The sequence below is a fragment of the Pseudarthrobacter sp. MOO13 genome (assembly GCF_058267655.1).
Map to the genome: position 1 here is coordinate 800,144 of NZ_CM177848.1, position 18,946 is coordinate 819,089.

Genomic DNA, 18,946 nt, shown 5'->3' on the forward strand with positions numbered 1-18,946 from the left:
TTGGAACGCGCTGCCTGATCAAGCGCGTCCATCCAAGTAATACGCGACCGCCGGATGCATCGCCATGGAACATGCCACGTGGCTGGCGTAACAATGTGACTGTCGTCCCGTTTGCACGGGTTTCTGCAAAGAGCCGCCTCAGCCGTCTGGGCTTGTATACGATTTACGCGGGACGATATTTACCGGAGATTCGGAGACGCTATGTCGGAATGGCTCGAAGTTGGTGCGGACAACTATGTCTTGGCTACTGAAGAATGTTGGCTAAACACCGGGCTTATTGTTGGTTCCGAGCGTGCCATGGTCATAGACACCGGGTGTGGGCCCCGTCAGGGACGCCAGATCCTGAGAGCTGTGCGCGAAAAAACAGAGCTGCCCCTTGTAGCAGTGAACACCCACGCGCACTTCGACCACTTCTTCGGCAACGCCGTGTTCGCCCAAAGCGGGGTGACCGAGTTCTGGGCACATCAAAATTGCGCAAGAGGCATTGATAAGCGAGGCGACCTGCAACGCCGGCAGGTGGCGGCGCTGGAACCAGAGATGTTCGCTGTGGAAGGCGACAACGTTGAACTCGTGGTTCCGAACGCCTTGGTCAAGGACCAGCCTGTACTTGTCGATCTTGGCGGACTTACAGCAACTCTCTTCTACCTTGGGCGTGGCCACACCGATGGAGACCTGTTGGTTGGTACTTCCACCACTCTTTATGTTGGTGACCTTGTAGAACAGGGGAGCCACCCTTCCTTCGAGGACTCTTACCCGGAAGAGTGGGCAGATGTTCTGAGGCACATTTCAGCCCTGCGCCATCGCTATGAATTTCTTGTCCCCGGACATGGAAAGCCGTGTAGCGACCAATTCGTCAAGACAATGGCCGCCACCATGAGCACGGCCGTACGCCAAGCTCGTCAATCCATCCGCGACACCCCAAACGATGCCACTAAGGCGATTCCGGTGTTGCCTTATGGCCCGGAACAGTCCCGTTGGTTCATTAAGCGCCTCCAAGAAAATTGGCGCGGTAGCAATGACGGGGCGTGACCTGGGCGTCAAGTTTCTATAGATGGCCGGATACCCAAGTTGGGAAAGCCGCAGGGCTTGGCCCCGTCTGGCCTGTACTCGTCCAACGCTCCCTTATGGGCCACTCCTAGCGAATCCTTGTTGGCCTAGGCTGGCTCTACTTCTGCTCGAACGACCGATTGCTTTCTCGCCACGTCAGAACTTGTTGCGATAAGCCCTACAGAAAGAGTACGTAGGATAACCGAACTCAGGTACCTGGATCGCGGGCCAGCTCAATGCAGGGTCGCTGGTATTCTTTGGTCATGAACCTTGGGGATATCCAATCGCAAACTTTGTCTGTTCTTTCGAAGCATCTGAAGCGAGGAGACAAGGTTGCGCTCCTAGATTACCCACGGCACCAGAACGCTGGCGATGCGCTGATATGGCTTGGCGCCAAAGAGTATCTGAAGAAGCTGGGCGTCGAGGTTACCTACATTGCCAGTCTCAACCACTTCTCTGCGGACGTACTGCGGAAACGTCTGCCGAGCGGGCCGATCCTGATCAATGGCGGCGGAAACTTCGGTGATCGCTGGGTCGAAAGCCAAGCGTTCAAAGAATCCGTAATTGAGCAGTTCCCAGACCGCAAGATTTTGCAGTTGCCTCAAACGATGGAATTTAACACCCCGAGGGGGCTGGCTCGCGCGCAAGCCGTCTACGGGGCGCACCCTAACCTGACTGTCCTTATCCGCGACACGGCAGGATTTGCGACGGCGCAGAAGTTGTTCCCCAACAACACGGTAGAGTTTTGCCCGGACATGGCGCTGGGATATGGGCACAGGGAACGGGGCAAACCGAAGTACTCCCTGGTGGTCCTAAAGCGCACCGACAATGAGTCCGTGGACCAAGACACGCCGACGCTCCACGGTCCGAGCCACAAGGTCGTGGACTGGGGTTTCCGCGGCCCGCTTCGCGTGCCCACTTGGCGATCCTTGCGGCTCGCTGAGGATATCGTCCGGGTGCTTCCGAAGCTCACGCCGGTACTGTATCCGCTGATCGAAGCAAGCTTTAACGTAATGGCGGAAGCAAACGTCAGGTCTGCTGGCCGCATTCTGTCGGAAGGGGAGGTAGTAGTCACGGACCGCTTGCACGCCATGGTCCTCGCCGCCCTGCTCGGCATTCCGGTTTTCGCCTACGACAATGCGAACAAAAAGGTTTCTGCTCTGTTTAGGGACTATGTAGGGCAACTACCGAACGTGTACTTCGCTGACGACGCGAAGGCGGCATTGGCTCTGGCTCTCGATTTGCGTCCTGCGACACACGCATAGTGGGCGAGTGAAAGACCTGAAATCCTTTGGGGTTTTGAGGCCTTTTGCGCTCTGGCGGGTAAACCGCAGGTTTAGCCAACACTTGGCGCTGCGCGGTCTCTGACACTCTGGCTTCTGTGGGCTCACCGTCCTTTGACATCAGCTTTCTCGTGGACCTTCATGACTCGGTGCCTTTAGCGGTGTTCAGGGGTTGAAAATGAACTCCGCCTTAGGATGAATGACCAGAACCTGTGGCAGGTCATCTCCTTTCGGGTGCCCAAGCAGTCCTTCGTGCCCACCAACAACGCCGCCACATCTATAACGAATCTGCCTCGTGGTCCGAACAGTCCCGGTGGTTCATCAAGCGGCTCCAGGAGAACTGGCGCAGCAGCCACGACGCCTCGTAACAAACCGCCGTCCACAGCCAATCTTGAGGTTTGCTCCCTATGGTCAGCGCATGAGCCGGCACGGGGGAAGTTACGACGTTCGCTATTCGAAGCGGGATGCACGGCAGCGCAGGCTGCGGTTCATCTCCTATGTGGCACTGGCTGCGTTGGCCGTGGCCACCATCGGAGTGGTCCTGATGGCTGTGGAGCGGTAAGCGCGCCACCAGCACGCAGAGCCAAGAAAGTACCCCTGACCTGCACCAACACCCATTCTTGAGTCAACCTTGAGGGTAGACCGCAGGGTAAATTGAGTTCGCCCCGCCAAGGTGGAGGCATGCTCTCACGTCTCCGGGCAGGGAGCGTTGTTCTCACCTGCGCCCTGCTTGCCGCCGTCCCATTCCAGCCCGCCACCGCCGCAGCTCCCGCGGAACGCGTCGCCGCCACCCACACCAACCCGGCCACCGCCAAGGCCAGCCTGGGCTCCGTCTCCGCCATGCCCGGACAGTCCGGCCAACAGCTCGCCGTCCCGGTGGCCCCCGGCCTGCAGCCCGCCCGCATCACCGGCAGCATCGCCGTCACCGGCCAGCCCACCGCCGGCACCATCCGTGTCAGCGCCCAGGGCCGCACCCTTCTCGAAGCACCCGCCAAGGGAACCATCGCCCTGGACGCCCCCGTCAGCGCAGCGGACCTCACCGACCACCAGCTGGTCCTGGCCCTCGAATACACCCCCGCTGTCCGGGACGTCTGCACCGCCACCCAGTCCACCGCCACGCTCAGCGGCCTCAGCCTCACCACCCAGGGCACCGAAACCGCGCCCACCACCGTGGCCGAATTCCTGGCCCCCTCCGTGCCGGCCATCCTCATCCCCGTTCCGGCCGAGCCCGCCACGGACGTCTCGGCCGCCATCCTCGCCGCGTCCGCCGCCATGGCGCACCGCTACCCGGACGCCGCACTCAAGCTCGTGCCGCCGCAGGACATGGACGTCCAGGCCGCCGCCCTCCCGGCCGGCTCCCGCATCATCACCATCCGCAGCACGGACGGCGACCCCAGCACCACGCTCGGCACCCAGACCGGCCGCCCCGCCCTCACCATCACCGGCACCGGCGAGGGCCTCCGCACCGCCGCCCGCGCCCTGGCAGACACCAAATCCGCCTTGGCGGACGGCGCCACCGTCACCGGCATGACCGCCACCGTCCCCGCCGCCGCCGGACCCGAACAAACCTTCACGGACCTGGGCGCCCAGGCCATCCGGCTGTCCGGCTATGGAACCCAGGAAACCTACCTGGGTGTCAACCAGTCCCAGTTCGGCGGCCCCGTCTCCGCCATCAGCCTCCAGCTCCGCGGCACCCACACCGCCATCCCCACCAACGGGCAGGCCGCACTCTCCGTCTACTGGAACGACTACCTCCTCAGCTCCCAAATCCTCAACGGCGACACCTTCGACATCACCGCGGACGTCCCCGCCGGCCACATCCAGTCCCGCAACGGACTCCGCCTGCGCCTCACCGCCCTGCCCGCGGGCGGCGACTGCTCCGGCCCCGCAGGCCTGCTCCCCATGGAACTGACCGTGGACACCACCGGCAGCAAACTCACCGCCCAGCGCGGCCACTCCATCAAGCCCGGCTTCGCCCGCTTCCCCCAGGTCCTGGGCACCACCCTCCCCATCGCGTTCGACGCCGGTGCTACCGCCCAGGAAAACACCACCAACGCCGCCACGCTGGCGTTCTCCCTCCAACGCGACAACGACGCCCTCCTGGACGTCCGCCTCACCACCCCCGCCGCCCTGCTGGACTCCAGCGACTCCGGCCTCCTGGTGGGCGCCACCCCCGCCACCGCCGAACAGGCAGGCGCCCCGCTCCGGCTCGCCGGCTTCCGCACGGTGTCCAGCAAGGACATCGAATACGGCGTGGGCACCACCGCCCCCTACGGCGCCCTGGAAGCCTACGAACACAACGGCCGCAACCTCCTGCTCCTGGGCGGCTGGACCCCGGACACCACCGGCGGCAAATCCTCGGCAGCAGCCACCCCCGGAACCCTGCAGGCCAGCCTGGCCAGCTACATCCAGCAGCAGCCCGGCGGCTGGAGCTCCCTGTCCCGCAACCTCCTGGTCACCCAGACCACCGGCAACCCCGTGCTGCTGGAAACCAACGCCATCACCCCCCAGGCCGAAGTCACCGACGGCTTCCGGCCGCTGGCCCTATGGCTCGCCGCCGCAGCCGCCGCACTCATCCTGGCCGCCGGCACCCGGGTCCTGCTCCGCCGCAAGCACCGCCGCGCAGCCCGGGCCCACGCCGACGCCCTGGAACAGGCCGCCGCGGACACCGCCCATGGCCAGTGACCTGCAGGCGGCCCCCGCACCCCTGACGGACGCGCCGGCCGGACCGGCCGCGCCGGCGGGGGAGCGGACCCCACGGCTGCGCCGCACCTGGACCGCCCTGGGGGCCCCGGCTGCCGGGCGCCGCGTGCCCGGGACGGCCGCCATCGCCGTGGTGGCGGCCGCCGTCGGCTTCCTCGCCTGCCTCTACACCACCGGGCAGGGCAGCAACCTGGATTATTCGGACGCGCAAAGCCACCTCACTATCGCCCGGCGCGTGTTCGACAGCAAAGCCCCCGGGTTCGAACAGCTCGGCACCGTGTGGCTGCCCATGCCGCACCTGCTGCTCATGCCGTTCATCATCGACCTCTGGATGTTCAGCAGCGGCTGGGGCGCCTGCGTGCTGGGCATCATCGCCCTGGCCGCCACCGCCTCCGGGCTGTACCGGATCTGCGCCCGCCTGGGCTACGGGCGCACCGGCCGGCTGGCCGCCGTGCTGGTGCTCCTGGCCAACCCCGCCATCCTCTACACCTACACCACCGCCCTCACCGAGCCCGTGCTGCTCATGTGCCTGGTGGCCGGCATGGCTGGCCTGGCGCACTGGGCCACCAGCCGCCGCCGCATGAGCGCCGGCGAGCTGGCCGTGTTCGCCGGCATCCCGTCCGGCGCCGCCGTGCTCTCCCGCTACGAAGGCTGGGCGCTTGTCCTCACCGGCACCCTGTTCGTCCTGGTCACCGAGCTCCGCCGCTCCCGCCAGTGGCGCGAGGCCACCAAGATGGCCGCCGCCTACGCCATGGTCCCCGCCGCCGCCGTCCTCTGGTGGCTTTCCTACAACTGGGCCATTTACGGCAACCCGCTGGAATTCATGTTCGGCCAGTACTCCGCCTACGCCCAGCAGAAGAACATCACCGACGGCGGCCTGCTCCCCACCAAGGGCAACCTGGGCCTGACCCTCTGGACGTTCCACTGGTCCCTGCTCGAAACCCTGGGCGTGGTGGTGCTCGCCGCCGCGGCCTGCGGCGCCCTGGTGGTGGTGTGCCGGCGCGGGCTGGCCACCAGCACCCTGCTGGTGGCCGTCACGGGCAGCGCCTACGCCTTCGCCCTGGTCAGCCTCTACCTGGGCCAGACCGCCATCAACAACGACCATTCGCTCCCCAGCACCTGGTGGAACAACCGCTTCGCGCTCACCGCGCTGCCCCTGGCCGCGGTGCTCGTGGCGGCATTCGTGCACCAGGTGACCCGCCGCCGTCGGACCCGTTCCTGGGTTGTGGCGTTCCTCCTGCTCGCCCTGGCCGGGCAAAACGCGTGGTGGCTGCAGGACCCCGCCGACAGGATGGCCATCCTGGCCGAGGGCCGCATGTCCCACGATTCCAACACCTACTCCTTCGCCGCGGCCCGCTGGCTGAAACAGCATTACGACGGCGGCGGGATCCTCCTGGACGAAAGCGCCCGCGGGAACGCCGTGCTCCCCATGATGGGCATCCCGCTCGCCAACATCTACAACCGGGCCGCCGGCGACCACTTTGGCCCGGCCCTGCAGGACCCGGCCAAGTACGCCAAATGGGTGCTGGTAAACGTCGAAGGCGAGGACGCGCCCATGGACTCCGGGTTCACGGACCTGGTGCACCAGGCCATCAGCGCCAGCCCCACGTTCAACGCCCGCTACGCCGTGGTGTTCTCCAGCCCCACGCACCGGATCTACGAAAGGACCGTCAACTGATGGCAGAGCACGCCCCGGTCCTCTCCACCGCCCGCGCCGGTGGGCCCGCCGGTTCCTATGACGACGGCGTGGGCGTGCAGTCCGTGGCGCTAGGCCAGTCCCTGCTCATGGCAGGGCTGATCACCCCGGAGCAGCTGGGCCGCGCCCTGGACCGAGCCAACACCGAAGGCGGCCTGCTGGGCCGGCACATCATCCTGGAAACCGGGCTGAACCGGCGGCACGTCTACCAGGTGCTGGCCGAGCAATGGGACGCGCCCTTGGTGGACCTGGTGCAGCACCCCTCGGACGACGCCCTGCTGGAGCAGTTGAGCTTCACCGAAGTGTCCGAGCCCGGCTGGCTGCCCTGGCACCTGGAAGACGGCGTCCTCACCGTGGCCACCGCCGTCAAACCCAGCGACGAGATCCGCCGCGCCGCCCTCCGCATCCCCGGGGCCGAACAGGTGGTGTTCCGCACCACCACCGACTGGGACATCAACCACTCCATCCAGCGCGCCTTCCGCAACCACCTGCTCTACGAATCCGCCGAACGCCTGGCCGAGGAACAACCGGACGGCTCCGCCCGCACCGCCCTGAACCTGTGGCAGCGGCTCCTGCCCGCCGTCCTGCTCAGCTGCCTGCTGGGCGGCCTGCTCCTCGACGCGCAGCTGACCGTGATCGTGCTGCTCACCGCCGTGAACGTGGTGTTCCTGGTGAGCATCGGCTTCAAGACCCTGGCCAGCCTCCGCCAGCCGTTCGACGCGCTGCACGACAGGGCCGCCGCCAAGGCACAAGCCCGGGAACTGGAACGGCGCGGCGTGGGCACCGGGGCTTTAGGCGACGCGTCCGGGCTGGCCGGGCGGATCCCCGACGGCGAACTGCCCATCTACACCATCCTGATCCCGGTGTTCCGCGAGGCCAACATCATCAACAAGCTGCTGGCCAACCTGGGGCAGCTGGACTATCCGCGCTCCAAGCTGGACGTGCTGGTGCTGCTGGAAGAGGACGATACCGAGACCATCGAGGCCGCCAAGCGCTCCCGGCCGCCCGAATACGTGCGGATCCTGGTGGTGCCCCGCGGCGAGCCGCAGACCAAGCCCCGGGCCTGCAACTACGGCCTCACCTTCGCGCGCGGCGAGTACGTGGTGATTTACGACGCCGAGGACCGGCCGGACCCGGGACAGCTCCGCGCGGCCATTGACGCGTTCCGGCAGGACGCCTTCGAACGCCGCTACCTGGCCCCGGGCCGGCGGCCGCTGATCTGCGTGCAGGCCGCCCTGAACTACTTCAACGCGGACCAGAACGTGCTCACCCGGCTCTTCGCCATCGAATACACGCACTGGTTCGACTCCATGCTCCCGGGCCTGGACCGCTCCGGCATCCCGCTGCCGCTGGGCGGCACCTCCAACCACTTCGACACCCGGCTGCTGCGGCTCGTGGGCGCCTGGGACCCGTGGAACGTCACCGAGGACGCGGACCTGGGGCTCCGCGCCGCCGTCGAAGGCTACCGGGTGGGCGTCATCAACTCCACCACCTGGGAGGAGGCCTGCTCGCAGGTGCCGGCCTGGATCAAGCAGCGCACCCGCTGGATCAAGGGCTACATGGTCACCGCGGCCGTGAACACCCGCAACACCGTCCGCTACGTCAAGCGCACCGGGGTGGCCGGCGCCGTCGGCTTCCTGGGCCTGATCCTGGGCACCCCGCTGGCGTTCCTGGCCTACCCGCTGGTGCTCGGCTTCACGGTGGTCACCTATGTGGGCTACAACTTCGTGGGCCTGGTGCTGCCCGAATGGCTGCTGCTGGGCGGGGTGGTGTCCATGCTGTTCGGCAACGCCATGATGATCCTGGTGTCCGGCATCGCCACCTGGCGGCGGCACGGCTGGCGGATCGCCATCTTCGCGCTGCTCAACCCGGCGTACTGGGTGCTGCACGCCGTGGCCGCGTGGCGGGCGGCCTGGCAGATGCTCTCCAGCCCGCACAAGTGGGAGAAGACCCCGCACGGCCTGGACGAGGAATACCACGACGACGGGCGGTGGTCCGCGTGAGCGCGCACCTTTCCGTGCTGGACCCGCTGACCCTTCCGGTGCTGGACCCCCGGCACGTCAGGGACCTGGGGGAGGAGCTGGACAGCCCCGCCGGCGCGCACGCGTTCCTGGGCACCTACCTGGAGATGCTGCCGGACCGGCTGGCGTCGGTGTGCCACGCCGTCCGCGGTGGCGACTGGGACACCGCCATGGACCGGGCGCTCAGCCTCAAAGTCACCTCCACCATGGTGGGCGCCCTGCAACTGGCGGCGCTCGCCGAAACCATGGAGGCGCTGATGTGCCGGGGCGACTGGGCAGCCGCGGAACCCCTGCTCGAGGTGCTGGCACCCGCCGTCGCCGCCGTCCGGAAAGCCGGGACCGCCGTCGTCAACGGCCTGCTGCACCCCTGACCCGGGGTATTGGGGCGGCAGGTGGGCATGCCTGGGGAATCTTGCAGGTCCCCGCTGGAGTTTTCCCGCCGATAGGCTGGCAGGATGACTGATGTGGGGACAGTCCTTGAGGCTGAAGAGCTATTGGTGGGATACGCGGGGGCACCTGTATGCGGTGCGGTGTCGATGGCCTTGCGAGCCGGTGATGTGCTGGGAATTGTTGGCCTCAACGGTGCCGGCAAATCCACCGTCGCCCGGACACTCGCTGGACGGCAGGTTCCACTGGCCGGTGACGTCAGAGTCCAAGGGCTACCCGTGGATCCTGACACGGTCCAGTTTCGCCGGGGCGTATCTGCAGTCTTCGATGATGACCTGTTCTTTCCTTCCCTGACTGTCCGTGAGCACTTGCTGCTCGTGGCACGCGGGCATTCAATGAAAAACCCTGACGAGAGCGTTGACGCTGAACTAGCGTTCTTTGGCCTGGCTGCCCGGTCACACGTCGTACCGGGTGCATTGTCGTCCGGGCAACGGCGCAGGCTGCTGCTGGCAGCCGGCCTGATGCGTCCCTCGAACCTGCTCATCCTCGATGAGCCCGAACAGCGCCTTGACCCGCTGATGCGCGATGATCTCGGGCAGCGGCTACGCGACTATGCCAGGGGCGGGGGAACGGTGGTGCTGGTCACTCACGATCCCGTCCTGCTGAACACTGCCGCATCGACGTGCCTGGTCATAGACGACGCCGTACACACCGTCACACCGGAGCAGGGGGCGTCGACCATTGCCGGGAGTTGACGTTGAAATGCTCGATGGCCGGGCCGCAGCCGTGTCCCGGGCAGCATCGAGCCGGTCTCTTGCCTGGGAAATCGTCAGGTCAACCCGGAGATCTTCGCGCCGGTACAACCGCAGCCGTACATCCGTGGCGGACCTTTTCGCGGACCTTTACAGCTACGCCTTGGCGCTGGGCTGCGCCCTGACAGTGGCTGTGTCTTTCGTTATCGGCCTGCGCATTGAGATTGGTGACCGGGGTCCTGCCGGGCGAGGCGTCATCAGCCCGGAGTGGCTCGTGCTGCCGGCCCCGGTCCTCTGGACGCTTCTCACGTATGCGGCCCTTGCCGGGATCACGACACTTGCCCGGAGGCTCGGTCCGATTTCTGTCCGGGGACCCGAAGGGAATTGGTGGTTGCCCCTGCCGGTGGACCGGCGGCCGATGGTGCTACCGGCCTTTCTGCGCCGGTGCGTCCTCACATGTGCCGGCGCAGTTGCCGCATTCCTGCCCTTCAGTTTCCTGACCTCCCTTGAGCGCACCGCACCCGAACACCTGCTGGCATCAGCTACCTTCGGCGCAGTCAGCGTCCTGGCCGTAGCCCTGGCGGCACTGCAGCAGTTGGAGATAATCAACCACCGGTTCACCCGTTCGGCCTCCGCCGTTGTCCTGCTGCCGTGTGCTGTTCTCCCTTCCCTGACGTGGTCACCCTGGCCGCTGATCCTGGCGGCCTTGTCCGCCATCGTCCTCATCAGCGTCATCGCGCCACGTGCGGGCCAGGTTCGGGGAGCGGAACTGATCCGTGGCGGCGCCGTGGCCGGCCACGCGAGTGCATCCATTTTCTTCATGGACACCAACGAAATGTTCCGGGTGTTCCGAGGAAACCGGCACGCGGTCGAGACCGGGAGAGCAGCCCGGTTCTACGCCCGGCCTGCACGTGGCCCAGTCGGCGCGCTGTTCCGGGCAGACATCGTGGCATTCGTCCGCCTGCACTCGTCCATGGCTGCTCCGGTGTTCTGTCTGGGGGCATGCATCTCGGTTTTGCTCGTCGACGCCGGACTGCCCGCGCCCCTTCAGCTCGCCGTCATCACCCTTGCAGGCTGCGCTACTGCTTCCAGTGTTGGAACCGTGCCGCGCCGGACAGCCTTGGTTCCTGAACTCGACGCACTCCTGCCCGTAGCGCCGGCCCTGGTGAGGGCCAGCAGGACACTCATGCCGGCCCTTGCAATGTCCCTCTGGATGGTATGCCTGAGTGGCATCCTGGTGATGTTGGGGCCAGTTGAACCGGCGCTAATCCTGATGGGGGCGCTATCGGGTGTCGCGATGGGCGCCGGCGCGGTACGCAGCGCGACCCGCCCGGCACCTGACTGGTCCGTTCCCCCGGTCGAAACACCATTCGGGCCGGTGCCCCAATCACAATTTTCGTCCCTCCTGCGCGGGCTGGACGTAACCATCCTCGCGCTGGGCCCGCTGCTGCTCGCCCTCTACTTTGGCGCCGTCAACCCCTTCCTGATCATCCTGCAGGCGATCATCAGCACCGGCGTGGTGGCCGTCGTCGTACTCCGTCCTTTCAGCACGCGGTAGTCGCCGTAACACTGATGGCAACTCCTGCACCGCTGAGCCGCGGTTCCTGGGCTAGGACCCCGCTGGGCGGCACGTGGTCCCGGACCCGTATTGCAGCCAGTCCGGCAAGGCCGCGGTGAAGGCGTCCCGGATGGCGGGGGTGTTGGTGATGGTCCAGTCGATCCGGCCGTTGACCTCGGTCTCGTTCTTGTCCCACTCGAACCAGTTGATCATCTTCAGGTTGGGGAACTGTGCGTGGGTTTGGGCTCCGAACACCTGCTCCCACCAGGCGCGCTTGATCTCCGCCTCGGACGCGCCACCCACCGCAGGGTTGTATAGGGCGGCGGTTTCCGGGATGGCCACAGGCTTGTTGTGGTCCTTGCCGTACACGCCGTAGAAATCAGGCAGGAGGCTGTCATCGCCGTTGGCGCCGTCGTAGTTGCCGGTCAACTGGTCCGCGAACTTCTTCGCCTCCGGGATTTCGTTCTCGCCCCACGGGTACTTCGCGCCCCAGTGGTAGAGGGACATCCCCACCCAGTCCACCGCGTCGTCACCCGGGTAATACGGGGCGTAGGCGTCGTCCGCCATGGTGATCACGCCGTCGTGGTTGGTGTCCAGGGCGGCGAAATCCGCGGTGCCCGGCTTGGCCTCGTATTTGCCGCCGGCGAACGGGTAGCCGCCGCCATAGTTCGGCGCCCACATCATGGCCGACCCCGGCGCGGTGGTGTGCACCGCAGTGGCGAGGGTCTTGAAGGCGGCCACGTACTCCAGCGGCTGCTGCGACCAGGCATACCAGGAGCCGTTCATTTCGTGGGCGAACCGGACGATCACCGGGACGCCGTTCTTGTTGAACCGGTCCAGGTCCTTCGCCAGGGCCGTGGCGGTGGCATCGGTAATGGTGGACAACCCGTCGGCGGGCTCCAGGGTCAGGAGCATCATGTGGCCGTCGGCGCGGATCTGGTCCACCGCTTTGGCAAGGTCATCCTCATCCTTGGCTGTCAGCGGGAAGCCGGTGAACGACACACTGACTGCCGGTTTATGGCCCAGGTCCGCGGCGAACGTGGCCAGCGGCTTGGAGTGGAAATCCAGGTTCACGCCCAACAGGGCGCCGTCAGCCGGGGCAAGCGACGCGTGGGGCTCCACCTCGCACGTGGACGCGGCCGGGGATGACTGCGACTGCCGCTGGGAGAGGTCATTGGCGAAGTTCCATCCGGCAACGCCCAAAGCCACCAGTCCGATCAGAACGGGCAGCACGAACGCCCGGCGCAGTTCTGCCCTGTTCTCTTTCCTGGAATCATCGTCCCCGGCAGGAGATTTCCCCACGGCTACGACCCGGCGGGGCGGCAGTTGGTCCCTGCGCCGTACTCGAGCCAGTCCGGCAATGCAGCGGTGAAGGCGTCCCGGACGGCCGGGGTGGTGGTGACGGTCCAGTCGATCCGGCCGTTCACTTCGGCCTCGTCCTTGTCCCACTCGAACCAGTTGATCATCTTCAGCTGCGGGAACCGGGCGTGGGTCTGGGCGCCGAACACCTGCTCCCACCAGGCGCGCTTGATCTCCGCCTCGGACGCGCCACCCACCGCAGGGTTGTATAGGGCAGCCGTTCCCGGGATGGCCAGCGGCTTGTTGTGGTTCACCGCGTACTCGCCGTAAAAGTCCGGCAGGGACCGCTCGTCCCCGTTGGTGCCGTTGTAGGTGCCGGTGAGCTGGTCCGCGAACTTGCTGGCCTCCGGCACGGCGTTGGCGCCCCACGGGTATGTGGCACCCCAGTGGAAGAGGGACAGGCCCACCCAGTCCACCGCGGCGTCCCCGGGGTAATACGGGGCGTAAGGGTCATCCGCGATGGTGAGGACGCCGTCGTGGTTGGTGTCCAGGGCCGCGAAGTCCGGCGTCCCGGGCTGCGCGTCATTGAGGCGGCCGGGGTAGGCGTAGCCGCCGGCGTAGGACGGCGCCCACATCATGGCCGAGCCCGGCGCCCCCGCATGGACGGCGTCAGCCACCCTGGTGAAGGCCGCCCGGTACTCAATCGGCTGCTGCGCCCACGGGAACCAGAAACCGTTCATCTCGTGCCCAAAGCGGACGATCACCGGCACGCCCTGGCCGTTAAGGGCTGCCAGGTCCTTGACCAGGCCGGAGATGGCGTCGGGGGTGACGGCAGGCAGGCCGTTCTTGGGTTCGAGGGTGAGCAGCATCATCTGCCCGTCGTTGCGGATCTGGGCCGCGGCCTGCTGCAGGTTGGTGCGGTCCTGGTCCGTGTAGGGGAAGTCCACAAAGGAAACGCTCACGGCAGGCTTGTGCCCCAGGTCCGTGGCGTATTGGGCCAGCGGCTTGGCTGCCAGGTCCAGGTTCACCCCAAACAGCGCTCCCGACGACGGCACCAGGCTGCCGCGGTCCGCCACCTCACAGACGGGCAGGCTTGGGTCCGTGGAGGCTTGGCCCGCCGCGCTTTGGTCCGACGCCGGGGTGTCCCTGTTCCGGTCAGCCAGCCCGCTGGAGATGCTGGCCACCCCGAATCCCACGGCTAACACTGCGGCGGCCACGGGGAGGGCCCAGGACTTGAACCGGTCCGCCATGGCCCCCCGGCGGGTCACGGAATTGTCCGTGGACTGCTCTTCAGGCAAAGCGGAACCCCCTGGTGGCCTGCGGTTTTATCTCCCATCCTAAATGTCGTCCGGCGCCCGGCAGGGATCCCCGGACGGACGGCAGAGCGTGCGGCGATCCGCTACGCTCCGGACTATGCCTTCGTCCTGGACTGTGTTGATCTCACTTCATGCCATCGCCGCCAGTTATTCCCTGATCTTCGGCGCCGTGAACCTGTTGAGCCGGCCTAAAGGCGGCAGGGTTCATCGGATCATTGGTCGAATTTGGGTTGTTTCAATGTACGTCGTGGTGCTGACGTCGTTTGGTATCAGAACCATAGATGGCGGGTTCAATTGGCTCCACGCACTTTCCCTACTGACGTTTTGCACGCTGACCGCGGGACTCTTGGCCATCCGTACGGGAAACATCAAAGCGCACCGCGGTTTCATGACCGGCAGCTACTTTGGCCTGCTCGGAGCGTTCGTGGGTGTTCTGGCAGTGCCCTCACGCCGTATCCCGCAGCTTGCCATTCATGAGCTCCCGATTCTGGGACTGCTGATTCTCATTCTGCTGGGTACGGCTGCACTAACCATCACCGGCATTGCCCAGAGCCGCAAAGCCTCGTCCATCCGCGGCGGCCGTTAATCGTTCCCTACCGGGAGCCCCTGCGCCGACGGGGCCGTTAGGAGTTGGAGGATGCGGTCACGCAGATCTGCGAGTACTTCGGTTTCGGGAGTGCTGCGTGCGAGGGCCGCAAGGCCGCGGCAGGCAAGTCCAGCGTCGGTGAGTTCTCCGCTGACAAGAAAATCCATGAGCTCCGCTATAGGAAGAAGGTGCACGCGGCCGGATTCAGAATCATCCCAGGTCGTTGCAAACTCTTCCGATGCATTGGCCGCAATGACAAGATGCTTACGTCGTGACGAGTTCGCAGCAAACCATTCTGAACCAGCGTAGAAGGCCGATTCTGAGGAGTATCCGGTTTCTTCCCGCAGCTCGCGAAGCGCCGCATCCATGGGCTGCTCGGCGTCATTGAGGTATCCGCCGGGGAGTTCGAGTAGTGCCTTCCCGGGTCCAACGCGGAACTGTTCGAAAAGGACGACGTGACTTGCTGCAGGTGTGAATGCAAGGGCCGCTGCAGAATCACGACCGACGATGATGTCCCAGTCGGTCACGGCTCCACTCGGCTCTTCGTAAGTGTGACGGTTGACCGCCACGAAGCCTTTGTACGCGGTCGTCGTTCGAATCTTTTTCCAGGTGTCGCTGACAGGCACAGTTCTCCGTCTCTCAGTGTCTAAACGATCTCACCACGTCCCGTTGCGACAACCAAAGCCGGGGGCACCCGAGGCAGCGAAGGCGAAGATGACGGCAACGATCGGCACAGACCGTGGAAGACGTACCGGGCTATGAAGCGTTGGGCTTTTCAGCCGTGCGAATGGTCAGGATTGCTTTTGACGCAAAGATAATGCCGGCCAGAAGAAGAATGGCGGCCGAGAGCACCAGGTACCAGGTGCCAACGGATGTCAGCGCGATGTAGACGCCCAGGAGTGAAAAAATAACTGCCCCCAGCGACCAAATGAGCGTAGCTCTCTTGGAGTTATTCATGAGCCCAGCCTAGGCCAACGGCCAGGTCGTGAGTCCACTGGCGCGGCCGGGCGTGGATCCATACCGGCTCCGTACCTTTCGACAGAACTGTCGATGCGGCTGTGGCCACGTGCTGACCGAGGGTGCTGCATCTTGAGGAAACCTTGAGTTTTTGACTCAATTTGTCAATTTCGTTTTCATCTGGTTGGGTCTATGCGGGGGCTCACTATCACCAATGGAGACTGTTGTGGCTTTTTCCGACTATGCAATGGCGCTTGGCGCACTGCTCGGCACCTTGTTGATCCCCTTTGCAGTCCTCTACCAGATGCTGCGGCTCAAGCGCCGCGCACTCCGGATCCCCGTCCGTCCTGCACCCCGAGGTAACAAGCGCTGACATGCCGTATGTCGATATCAACCCCCACAAAGGCCGTCCCAAGTGGGTGGGCTACACCGTCCTGACCGTCCTCTTGGTGCTCACCGTCGCCGTCGTGGCAGCAGCGCTCACACACCACTAAGCATCCATTCCGGCCGGTGGAGCACCGCCGCGGCCAGGACGGCCGGGTCTCAGGCCTTGGGGCTGAGCTTTCCCCGCGCCACGCTGTCGTCCGAATGTGCCGGATTCCCGTCGTAGGCCTGGTTTGAAATATCGACGATTGGATATTGGGCCAGGTCGATGCCGGTGGGAATGGTGAACGTCCCCGTGCCGTCGGCCAGGACGCCCAGGCTGACCATCCCGGAGAGGTCGCTGGTGCCCACCCACACCTCCCGGTACCCCGAAGTCTGATCGGCGGAGAGATGGATGGTGAGTTGGCGGGTCCCGTCGGGCAGCTGTTCCATCTGTGCCTCGCCGCTGCCCGTATGCGCGGCCAGGGGAGTCAGCGGCGTTTCGGCGAGGACCCTCGCAACCGGACCTGACCGGGCGGGGCCGGGCGACGGCGTACCCCCTGTCCCAGGACCCCCGCGGCGGTCCACCGGCGGCCGTGCCGAGGACGATCCCGGCGGCGGCGGTTGCCATCCACAGCCTGGGGCGGCGCCGGTCCCTGGCACCCGGCCGCAGCGGAATGGGTGCGGCAACCTTGCCGTCGTCGGGCGATGACGGCGTCTCCACCTCGGCAGGCGGGGCGGCCGGCTGGTCAGGCTGGCTCCCGGGCGTGGCCACGGGATCGGGCCCGGCCAGGGGATCCGCTGCCAGTGCCGGTGAAAGTCCCAAGGCCTGATGGATGGCCGTCCAGGTCCTGGCGCTGGGTTGTTCGAGCACGATGCCCGCAGTATCCAGGGTGGCGATGTCGGTGACCCGCCGGAAACCCCGCAAGGTTGCGGCGCACTCCGGACAGGTGTCCAGGTGGTGTGCGTCGGCCTCCGTGCCCGGTGTCTCGCCCAGGGCGATGAGGCCCAACAGTTCCGCGTCAAGGTGTTCCATGCTCCACCTCCAGGCGGGTGCGCAGCCGGGCCAGGCTGCGCCGGATATGGCTTTTGACGGTTCCGAGCGGCAGGTTCAGCCGCGACGAGATCTGATCGTGGGTCAAGTCATCGTAGAACGCCAGCCTGAGTATCGCCTGTTGGGGGTCTCCCAAATGTTCCAGTTCATCGTCAAGGATCAGCCGCCGGTAGGCCTCCGCGAGGGCGTTCTCGTCCCCGCCGGCAAACGCCGGGTCGAGGCCGGGGTCCCATTCGCGTGTGGCGGCAGCCTCCATCGGGATGCTCCTTGGGCGGCAACGGGCCTGATTGGAAGCCCCATTATGCCGCTGCACGGGACGGTCCTCTACGGGCTCATGGCACTGGCGGGACCCCCGTGCTTGTCCCCGGCGGCGCCAGGGTGCGGGCGCCGCCGGGGACAAGTTGCAGGTGCGTGCGGCCGGACTGCGGGGGTTAGTCGCAGTCGCGTCCGCGTGAGGCGGAGTCCACCACCTGGACGGCCACGCCCAGGGTGTTATCGGCCAGGCTGCCCCAGGCGTACACGATCGTGTTCTTGCCCTCGGCGATGTTCACGTCGGCGGGGCCGATGAGAGGGGTGGTGGTTCCCGCTGCCGCCACCGAGGCAGAGACGGTTCCTTCCTTCAGGGTGAGGGTCTTCTGGTTCGGGTTGGTGAGCCCCTTGACGACGGCGGTCCCGCCGGCCAGGACATCGACGGCCGGGGCGGCGGCGACGTGCCGGACGGTCAGCTTCCCCTTGCCGTCAGGGCTGGGCTTGGTGTTGTTCTTGAAAAGCGTGGCTGTGGGGGTCCCGTCCGCGGCCAGGTGCGCCACCGCCGTGTAGTCCCTGCCGGCCTTGAGGTCCACGGTGACCGGGCCGATTACCGGGTTGTCGGCGCTGGTCGCGTCGGCGCCCGTGATGGCAATTTTGTGGTCTCCGTCCGGAACCTCCAGCGGCCCGGCCAGGGTGCCCGGCGTGAAGTTGTCCAGGGTGAGCTTGCCGTCCACCCAGACGTCCACTGTCAGGCCCGGGACGCCGTGGAGGACGGAGAGTTTGGCCGTTCCGTCATGGTCGTGGTGCCAGCCGGACGCCTGGGCGGGGGTGGCGAAAGCGAGTGCTGCCAGCAGCGTCGTTGCTCCTGCGACTGCAGAAAGTGTCTTGCGCATTCCAACTCCTAATGAGGGGCCCCGATGGGGCCGAGGTTCCGCTTACACCCCCTACTACCGGCTGAATGCCCTGGCCGGATGCAGCCCGCGGAAGAATCTTTGCCACTCTTACCCGGCTGATTCCCCTATGCGGCGCCAAGGAACTCTGCCTGCCCTGCGGTCCATCAGCGTTGCCGCGCCGAGGGCCCCTGAAATGACCACCATGCTGCCCAGCCAACCGGCGGCAAGGATCAGCAAGGTCATCCGGTCACTGGCTTCCACCGGCGCCAGCGACTGGCCGGCCACCACCACCTTGCCGGCCGCCTCCCGCGCGACGATTGCCATCCGCAGGCCGGTCTCCGGCTGCCACGTGACCGTGTCCGTACCCAGCGTCCGCGCCGCCTCAAGCACGCCGGTGGGTACTGCCGGAATGGTCCCGTGCAGCGTGACCGTGCTGGAGAGCGGGGTGTTGTCCTCTCCGTAAACAATGAGGAAGACGCCGCTGTCCGGCGCCAGTTCCAGCCAGGGGCCGGCCGCCGTATCGGGGCCCTCTTGCTGGAGCCGCGCCGCCGCTGCCGCCGCGGGAGCGGTGTTGGCCGCACGGCGTCCGATTTGCTGGAACGTGACGTAGGTGCTGCCGAAAGCGAAAGTGGCAATGATGGCTGCGGTCACGCACCACATGATCCTTCTCATGTGAATATGATCCGCCGGAACCCTGCGAGCAACAGTGCCAAAAGGAACAGGCGCCCGCCGCCCGGGGCCGGATGCTCCCGGCATAGCCCGTAGACTTACTGTTTGAACTA

Annotated in this window: 20 protein-coding genes and 1 pseudogene; 13 read left to right on the forward strand and 8 right to left on the reverse strand. The window is 66.0% G+C overall.

Annotated features, from left to right (window positions below):
• Positions 1 to 201: 201 nt before the first annotated feature.
• The 10 genes from AC4EEO_RS03735 to AC4EEO_RS03780 all read left to right on the forward strand — a co-directional run bounded on the left by AC4EEO_RS03735 (position 202) and on the right by AC4EEO_RS03780 (position 11,447).
• On the forward strand, positions 202 to 1,029 hold the full coding sequence (locus tag AC4EEO_RS03735) for an MBL fold metallo-hydrolase (protein WP_491339919.1): 828 nt from the start codon (positions 202 to 204) through the stop codon (positions 1,027 to 1,029).
• Between the two features lie 281 nt (positions 1,030 to 1,310).
• The gene (locus AC4EEO_RS03740; RefSeq protein ID WP_491339920.1) at positions 1,311 to 2,312 is read left to right on the forward strand and encodes a polysaccharide pyruvyl transferase family protein; all 1,002 of its coding nucleotides are present in this window, start codon (positions 1,311 to 1,313) and stop codon (positions 2,310 to 2,312) included.
• 230 nt (positions 2,313 to 2,542) lie between these two features.
• Positions 2,543 to 2,698, forward strand: coding sequence for a hypothetical protein (locus AC4EEO_RS03745; RefSeq protein ID WP_491339921.1), 156 nt, complete (start codon positions 2,543 to 2,545; stop codon positions 2,696 to 2,698).
• Between the two features lie 50 nt (positions 2,699 to 2,748).
• On the forward strand, positions 2,749 to 2,892 hold the full coding sequence (locus AC4EEO_RS03750; protein ID WP_285319353.1) for a hypothetical protein: 144 nt from the start codon (positions 2,749 to 2,751) through the stop codon (positions 2,890 to 2,892).
• 119 nt (positions 2,893 to 3,011) lie between these two features.
• Positions 3,012 to 5,015: a hypothetical protein gene (locus AC4EEO_RS03755; RefSeq protein WP_491339922.1), complete on the forward strand. Its 2,004-nt coding sequence runs from the start codon at positions 3,012 to 3,014 to the stop codon at positions 5,013 to 5,015.
• Positions 5,005 to 6,711, forward strand: coding sequence for an ArnT family glycosyltransferase (locus AC4EEO_RS03760; RefSeq protein ID WP_491339923.1), 1,707 nt, complete (start codon positions 5,005 to 5,007; stop codon positions 6,709 to 6,711). Before AC4EEO_RS03755 ends, AC4EEO_RS03760 begins: the two co-directional genes overlap by 11 nt.
• Complete coding sequence (locus tag AC4EEO_RS03765) at positions 6,711 to 8,732, forward strand: glycosyltransferase (RefSeq protein ID WP_491339924.1); 2,022 nt, start codon at positions 6,711 to 6,713, stop codon at positions 8,730 to 8,732. Before AC4EEO_RS03760 ends, AC4EEO_RS03765 begins: the two co-directional genes overlap by 1 nt.
• Complete coding sequence (locus AC4EEO_RS03770) at positions 8,729 to 9,121, forward strand: Hpt domain-containing protein (protein WP_491339925.1); 393 nt, start codon at positions 8,729 to 8,731, stop codon at positions 9,119 to 9,121. The genes AC4EEO_RS03765 and AC4EEO_RS03770 overlap by 4 nt, the downstream gene beginning before the upstream one ends.
• 84 nt (positions 9,122 to 9,205) lie before the next feature.
• Positions 9,206 to 9,892 carry an ABC transporter ATP-binding protein gene (locus AC4EEO_RS03775; RefSeq protein ID WP_491330418.1) on the forward strand — a complete coding sequence of 229 codons (687 nt, stop codon included), beginning with the start codon at positions 9,206 to 9,208 and terminating at the stop codon, positions 9,890 to 9,892.
• Positions 9,893 to 9,899: 7 nt separating this feature from the next.
• Complete coding sequence (locus tag AC4EEO_RS03780; RefSeq protein WP_491330417.1) at positions 9,900 to 11,447, forward strand: DUF6297 family protein; 1,548 nt, start codon at positions 9,900 to 9,902, stop codon at positions 11,445 to 11,447.
• Positions 11,448 to 11,498: 51 nt separating this feature from the next.
• Here the strand turns inward: AC4EEO_RS03780 and AC4EEO_RS03785 are convergent, their stop codons facing one another.
• Both AC4EEO_RS03785 and AC4EEO_RS03790 read right to left on the reverse strand, forming a co-directional pair.
• A complete protein-coding gene (locus tag AC4EEO_RS03785) occupies positions 11,499 to 12,749 on the reverse strand; it encodes a glycoside hydrolase family 26 protein (RefSeq protein WP_491339926.1) in 1,251 nt (416 codons plus the stop codon).
• A gap of 2 nt (positions 12,750 to 12,751) precedes the next feature.
• On the reverse strand, positions 12,752 to 14,044 hold the full coding sequence (locus AC4EEO_RS03790; RefSeq protein WP_491339927.1) for a glycoside hydrolase family 26 protein: 1,293 nt from the start codon (positions 14,042 to 14,044) through the stop codon (positions 12,752 to 12,754).
• Positions 14,045 to 14,159: 115 nt separating this feature from the next.
• Between AC4EEO_RS03790 and AC4EEO_RS03795 the strand changes: the two genes are divergently transcribed.
• The gene (locus tag AC4EEO_RS03795; protein ID WP_491339928.1) at positions 14,160 to 14,648 is read left to right on the forward strand and encodes a DUF2306 domain-containing protein; all 489 of its coding nucleotides are present in this window, start codon (positions 14,160 to 14,162) and stop codon (positions 14,646 to 14,648) included.
• Here AC4EEO_RS03795 and AC4EEO_RS03800 read toward each other — a convergent pair.
• Together AC4EEO_RS03800 and AC4EEO_RS03805 are read right to left on the reverse strand one after the other, a co-directional pair.
• On the reverse strand, positions 14,645 to 15,274 hold the full coding sequence (locus AC4EEO_RS03800; protein ID WP_491339929.1) for an NUDIX hydrolase: 630 nt from the start codon (positions 15,272 to 15,274) through the stop codon (positions 14,645 to 14,647). The two genes, AC4EEO_RS03795 and AC4EEO_RS03800, sit on opposite strands and share 4 nt — an antisense overlap.
• A gap of 130 nt (positions 15,275 to 15,404) precedes the next feature.
• Positions 15,405 to 15,605, reverse strand: a complete 201-nt coding sequence (locus tag AC4EEO_RS03805) for a hypothetical protein (RefSeq protein ID WP_491339930.1) — start codon at positions 15,603 to 15,605, stop codon at positions 15,405 to 15,407.
• A 226-nt stretch (positions 15,606 to 15,831) separates the two neighbouring features.
• On the opposite strand from AC4EEO_RS03805, the gene AC4EEO_RS03810 reads away from it, so the two are divergent.
• Positions 15,832 to 15,978 (forward strand): hypothetical protein, encoded by a 147-nt coding sequence (locus AC4EEO_RS03810; protein ID WP_461840348.1) that lies wholly within the window; start codon positions 15,832 to 15,834, stop codon positions 15,976 to 15,978.
• Positions 15,979 to 16,148: 170 nt separating this feature from the next.
• Here the strand turns inward: AC4EEO_RS03810 and AC4EEO_RS03815 are convergent, their stop codons facing one another.
• Positions 16,149 to 16,421: an anti-sigma factor gene (locus AC4EEO_RS03815; RefSeq protein ID WP_491339931.1), complete on the reverse strand. Its 273-nt coding sequence runs from the start codon at positions 16,419 to 16,421 to the stop codon at positions 16,149 to 16,151.
• Positions 16,422 to 16,564: 143 nt separating this feature from the next.
• Here AC4EEO_RS03815 and AC4EEO_RS03820 point away from each other — a divergent pair, with 143 nt between their 5' ends.
• Entirely contained in the window at positions 16,565 to 16,801 is a 237-nt protein-coding gene (locus AC4EEO_RS03820; RefSeq protein WP_491339932.1) for a hypothetical protein, read from the forward strand.
• 189 nt (positions 16,802 to 16,990) lie between these two features.
• Here AC4EEO_RS03820 and AC4EEO_RS03825 read toward each other — a convergent pair.
• The 3 genes and pseudogenes from AC4EEO_RS03825 to AC4EEO_RS03835 all read right to left on the reverse strand — a co-directional run.
• Positions 16,991 to 17,188: pseudogene (locus AC4EEO_RS03825) on the reverse strand (RNA polymerase sigma factor); the annotation flags it as partial.
• A 265-nt stretch (positions 17,189 to 17,453) separates the two neighbouring features.
• Positions 17,454 to 18,164 carry a DUF4397 domain-containing protein gene (locus AC4EEO_RS03830; RefSeq protein WP_491330412.1) on the reverse strand — a complete coding sequence of 237 codons (711 nt, stop codon included), beginning with the start codon at positions 18,162 to 18,164 and terminating at the stop codon, positions 17,454 to 17,456.
• Positions 18,165 to 18,272: 108 nt separating this feature from the next.
• Positions 18,273 to 18,836 (reverse strand): hypothetical protein, encoded by a 564-nt coding sequence (locus tag AC4EEO_RS03835; protein WP_491339933.1) that lies wholly within the window; start codon positions 18,834 to 18,836, stop codon positions 18,273 to 18,275.
• Positions 18,837 to 18,946: the final 110 nt, after the last annotated feature.